Genomic DNA, 4,391 nt, shown 5'->3' with positions numbered 1-4,391 from the left:
TCAGCGGGCGTAAAGGCGCAGGCGGGCGATAAGGTGTATGTGCACTACGTGGCACAGCTCGTTGACCGGCCTGCCTGGGATGACGAATCGGTTCTGGTGGGTCACATCGAACTCGCGGCGACAACGAACAACCAGTTCAACGGCGAGACGTTTCTGATCCTGACCGACGACGGATGGAAGGTCGCTCCGAAAAAAGCTTGATTGCGATCGCACTGCCGTTGGAAATGGCGGGAGCCTGAATGAAAAGAAGTGCCGACAACAAGCTGAAGGTGGTGGCGGTCCGCATCTATCCGCAGGTCAAGCACCGACTGCGGCTGCTCGCGGAGACAACCGGACGGAAACAGTCGTTCTTTCTGCAGCAGATCATCGAGCGTGGCATCGACGCGATGGAAGAAACATGGCTGCCGCCGGCGACGCTCGCGAAAATCCGTCGCGGGGATTTTCCTGAACTGCAGCAGCCAAGGTCGACGCCCGATCTCTTTGGCGACTAACTTGTAGGACGTTGGGCTTGACCATAAGCCCATGGCAGATCGTCGGACTCAGCTCGGCCAGTTACCGCCGTTGAACCGAGCGAGACCGCTGACATTCGAGCGTCGGCTACGCGCTGACCGCGGACCGTCGATTAGCTGCGGCAGACGACTCGCCGCGCGTCTGGCCATCGAGACCCGGTCCATGTTTGCTCGTAGACCCGGCGCCGCATAGGCCGCTTGCCCGGCTTGAAAACGATCGTTCGATACAGGCTTGAAGCCCTCACCGAATGCGTCATGAACTTTAGCCGGGCTCCGCTGGAATTCGGCGGGTTAGCGCCCGTCGTTGCGAACGCGAAGTCGGATACCGCAACGCTCGGAATTGGAAAAGTTATGCTTCCTCGTCCTATACTGCTTCGAATCGTGTCGATGTTGTCGCGCTCCACAGCGGTTGCCTGGAAGATCGCCCGCCGACAGGAAATGAGGAGGACGTCATGACCCAATCACCCATCAAAGTCGGAGTCATCGCCGAGCAGACCGGCCCGCTTTCGTTCATGGGGATCGCCGATGCCAACGTGGCAAAGATGGTGGTCGACGACATCAATACGAGCGGGGGCCTGCTCGGGCGGCAGCTCGGGCTCTGCCTCGAGGACGGCGCGACTACAGATAGCGTGGCAATAGCGAAGGCCACCAAGCTGATCGAGCACGATCGGGTCGACGTGCTGCTCGGCGGGATCTACAGCTCCACGCGACAGGCGATCAAGGGCCCCGTCAAGAAGCGCGGCCAGCTATACATCTACCCCGAGCAGTACGAAGGTCAGGAGGCCGACCCGCTGATCTTCTGCACCGGCCCAGTGCCGGCGCAGCAGCTCGAGCCGCTCATTCCCTGGCTGATGCATACAACAGGGGCGAAGACCTTCTATCTGCCGTCGGCCGACTACATCTGGCCACGCGTGATGAACAGGAAGGTACGTGACCTGGTCACCGCGAACGGCGGCCAGATCGTCGGGGAGGAATACTATCCTCTCGATCACAGGGATTACCGCGAGACGGTGAGAAAGATCGTGGCCAGCAGTGCCGACGTCGTTTTCAATACGATCGTCCCGCCCGGTCTCACGCCGTTCTTTGAGGAACTCTACAATTCCGGCTTCCAGAAGCGTGGCGGTAAGCTCGTCTGCACCTACTTCGACGAGAACTTCCTCAATCTGGTGCCGGCCGAGCAGGTCGAAGGTCTCTACGGCTGCCTCGACTATTACCAGGATGTCGACGATCCGTTCAGCCGCGATCTGCTCGCCCGCTACAACAAGCTGTTCCCCGGCAGCGCACAGTTCACCGCCGGCAGCGCCTGCACGGGCCTCTACCGTGGCATGAAGCTCTGGGAGGCGGCGGTGCGTGAGGCGGGCACCGTCGACCAGAACAAGGTGATCGCGGCGCTCGACCACGCGAAGATCCCGCAAGGCCCCGGCGGCCCGGCGGAGATGGTGTCTGGGCAGCATCACGTCCGCATGAACATGTACATCGCCCAAGCGACCGGCGGCCGGTTCAAGGTCGTCAAAAAGCTGGGCGCCATCGATCCGAAAGAACAGATCATGGGTGATCTTTGAGCCAATGCGGCTCGGCAGGGCCGCTGCAGTTGCGACGCTCGCATCGTGCAACGTTTCTGCGGCCATTAGGGAACGGCCGCGGCGAGGCGCTTAACTGATCTCTCAGCCGACCGGCTGCAGGTGGCGGCGGTCGCAGGAACATGTCCCGATCAGGCAAATAATGCCCATGTCTCGGTATCGAACGCGCGGACCGCACATCCCTCGGGATGCGGGCTGGTAATTGCTGTAACTGATACAAACATATGAGCGCGTGTTATTTCCTTCTCCAATGAGCGATGCGGTTTGTTCAATCCGGCCGGGTGAAGCGCGCGGTCAGGCCGAGCGGGGCGCATCCCGCGAAAAGTGGCGGCGCACGCGCCGATAAAACAGCACTCACTTCCCGCTGGCTGGGTGGTGCCCGACGCCTCGAAACCTTGCACGTGATCAACTGGCGCTACGATTGATAAGGAGCCAGCAAAGGTGGCCGTTGTGCAGCGGTAAGCGGCCTTCGAGATATGGCAACCTCGTATGACCGGAGAGGGTCGATTGCTGTCCTATCCCGGGAAATGTCCGCTCGTCCCCTCGATATGGCTGCGACTGACAATCGCGTGTTGATTTCAGTAGCCGCGCCCGCTGATGCGTGAGATGACCGAGTTGGTCTGTGCGGCGGCCAGCTCCGCGCGCAGGTCTGCCAACCTGGCGATCAACGTCGGATCAGGCGTTAGGAAGAGCGGCCTTGTCGTCCACCCGATAACACGGGCGCCGTTCCAGTGTGTCTCGAATATACGCACGTCCTCGTCACTGCTGACGCCAGCGTTCACCAGATCGTCGAACGACTCGAGGTTAAATAGTTCGAGCTCGTCCTCCTGGATGCCTGACAGGAGCGATATCGCGGAGTAGAACAGACGCCTCGCCTCATCGCGGGTGGCGCAAAGCGCAAACGCGTCAACGACGCCGGCGGTCGTCTGCCACATCATCCGGTAAAGCAGCGTTCGACACTGCTGCGATAGCTCGGTCATGCGATTCCCCTTGTTGATCTTCCGCACCGTGCCTTGACATCAGTCAGCGATCCGTACGATGGGTGACAGACCTTCCCCCGCACACATTGCCCTACTGATGAACCGACGCTCCACCCCGTCTTCGACCTGAAGCTACTCCCTCCCGTTTGGTGGCCGGGTTTTCGGCGAAGCGTGAGCTTCGTTATGATTGGGGGGGAAGTGCACTTTCAGTATATACATTTATGGATTCTGAACTCTGGCTGTCGGACCCTGAAGCGGCTTATGCCGAATGGCAACGCGCCGAGGCGACCGGCGCAGACAGGCGTGCCTTTGCTGAGCGCTCCATCGTTCAGCATCGGTCGATGTTTGCCCGCTTCTATCGCTATCTCGCCAGCCGCGGCATTACGCTGATGGACTTCGGCACTGATCACATCGACGGTTTCTTTGCCGACCTCGACCGCGACTGCGAGCCGGGTACGTCGACTCGCCTGCGCTATCTCAAACTGATGGACCGGCTCTCGCGCCATCTTTCCCTAGTCGGCTTGCGCACTGACAATCCGGCCGCCGCTCTTCTGCCGCGCGAGCATTGGCCAGACGATGAGCCGATGCCGGTCTTTCTGTGGCCAGACGAAGATGCCCGCCTGCAGGATGTCTGCCGCGCAGCGACCTTCGAGTCGTTCAAGGAACTGCGTAACCGGGCGATCGCGGCACTGCTGCTCGGGACCGGTATTACGGCGGCCGAACTCAGCGCACTGAGCATGGACGATCTCGACACAGCAGGGTCGAGAGTCACCGTGTACGTGAAAAAACATGGGCCGCGCATTGCGCGTCGCGTGCCCGTCGACGGGTTCGCGCTTGAGCTCGTGCGCGAGTACGCGAAGGCGCGCGCGGCATTGCCGGTGTCAGACCGCCTGCTATTCATGGCGACGGCGGGCGGCAAGCCGATGAAGCCTGCAACACTGGGGCAGTGCGTACGGAGTGCGTTACGCGCTGCCGGCGCTGCGGCCGCCGACGAAAGTCCGCGGTTGTTGCGCAACACGTATGGTCGCAGACATCTTCTGGAAGGCAAGACCAATGAACAGGTGAGTAACCTGATGGGCCTGTCCAGTCATAGGACCGCTACCCGGTTGCGCGAGACCATTTCCAGTGCCGCTGGGATGGACGACCAGCAGGGAGAGGATGAGGCCGAGAGCGCCGCGTAAGTCCCCATGCGTGCCGGGCGCTTCCTTGACTTTGGCCACCGCCGCGTAGCCTGGTGTGTGAACCGTACACGGGGTACGGCCATATTCTCAGGTTCAGCCATGATCTATAAAAGCGCGTTCAAAGATATCATCTATCCGGCG

4 protein-coding genes and 1 pseudogene are annotated in these 4,391 nt (G+C 60.9%); 4 read left to right on the top strand and 1 reads right to left on the bottom strand.

All coding sequences use genetic code 11. From position 1 onward, the window contains the following. The 3 genes and pseudogenes from F759_RS43140 to F759_RS0135220 form a co-directional block, all read left to right on the top strand. Positions 1-201 (top strand): annotated as a pseudogene (locus F759_RS43140) (hypothetical protein); the annotation flags it as partial. 38 nt (positions 202-239) lie between these two features. Continuing rightward, positions 240-491 (top strand): hypothetical protein, encoded by a 252-nt coding sequence (locus tag F759_RS0135225; protein WP_027803887.1) that lies wholly within the window; start codon positions 240-242, stop codon positions 489-491. 470 nt (positions 492-961) lie between these two features. Continuing rightward, positions 962-2,071: a substrate-binding protein gene (locus tag F759_RS0135220; protein ID WP_027803886.1), complete on the top strand. Its 1,110-nt coding sequence runs from the start codon at positions 962-964 to the stop codon at positions 2,069-2,071. Positions 2,072-2,667: 596 nt separating this feature from the next. Here F759_RS0135220 and F759_RS39850 read toward each other — a convergent pair. Further along, positions 2,668-3,069 carry a hypothetical protein gene (locus F759_RS39850; protein ID WP_051377595.1) on the bottom strand — a complete coding sequence of 134 codons (402 nt, stop codon included), beginning with the start codon at positions 3,067-3,069 and terminating at the stop codon, positions 2,668-2,670. A 149-nt stretch (positions 3,070-3,218) separates the two neighbouring features. On the opposite strand from F759_RS39850, the gene F759_RS0135210 reads away from it, so the two are divergent. Next, positions 3,219-4,250, top strand: coding sequence for a tyrosine-type recombinase/integrase (locus F759_RS0135210; RefSeq protein ID WP_322787134.1), 1,032 nt, complete (start codon positions 3,219-3,221; stop codon positions 4,248-4,250). Positions 4,251-4,391: the final 141 nt, after the last annotated feature.

This window comes from Paraburkholderia dilworthii, assembly GCF_000472525.1.
In the GTDB taxonomy this organism is placed as follows: domain Bacteria; phylum Pseudomonadota; class Gammaproteobacteria; order Burkholderiales; family Burkholderiaceae; genus Paraburkholderia; species Paraburkholderia dilworthii.
The sequence above is the reverse complement of the archived record's forward strand: the minus strand, read 5'-3'. Positions and strand labels throughout refer to the sequence as shown.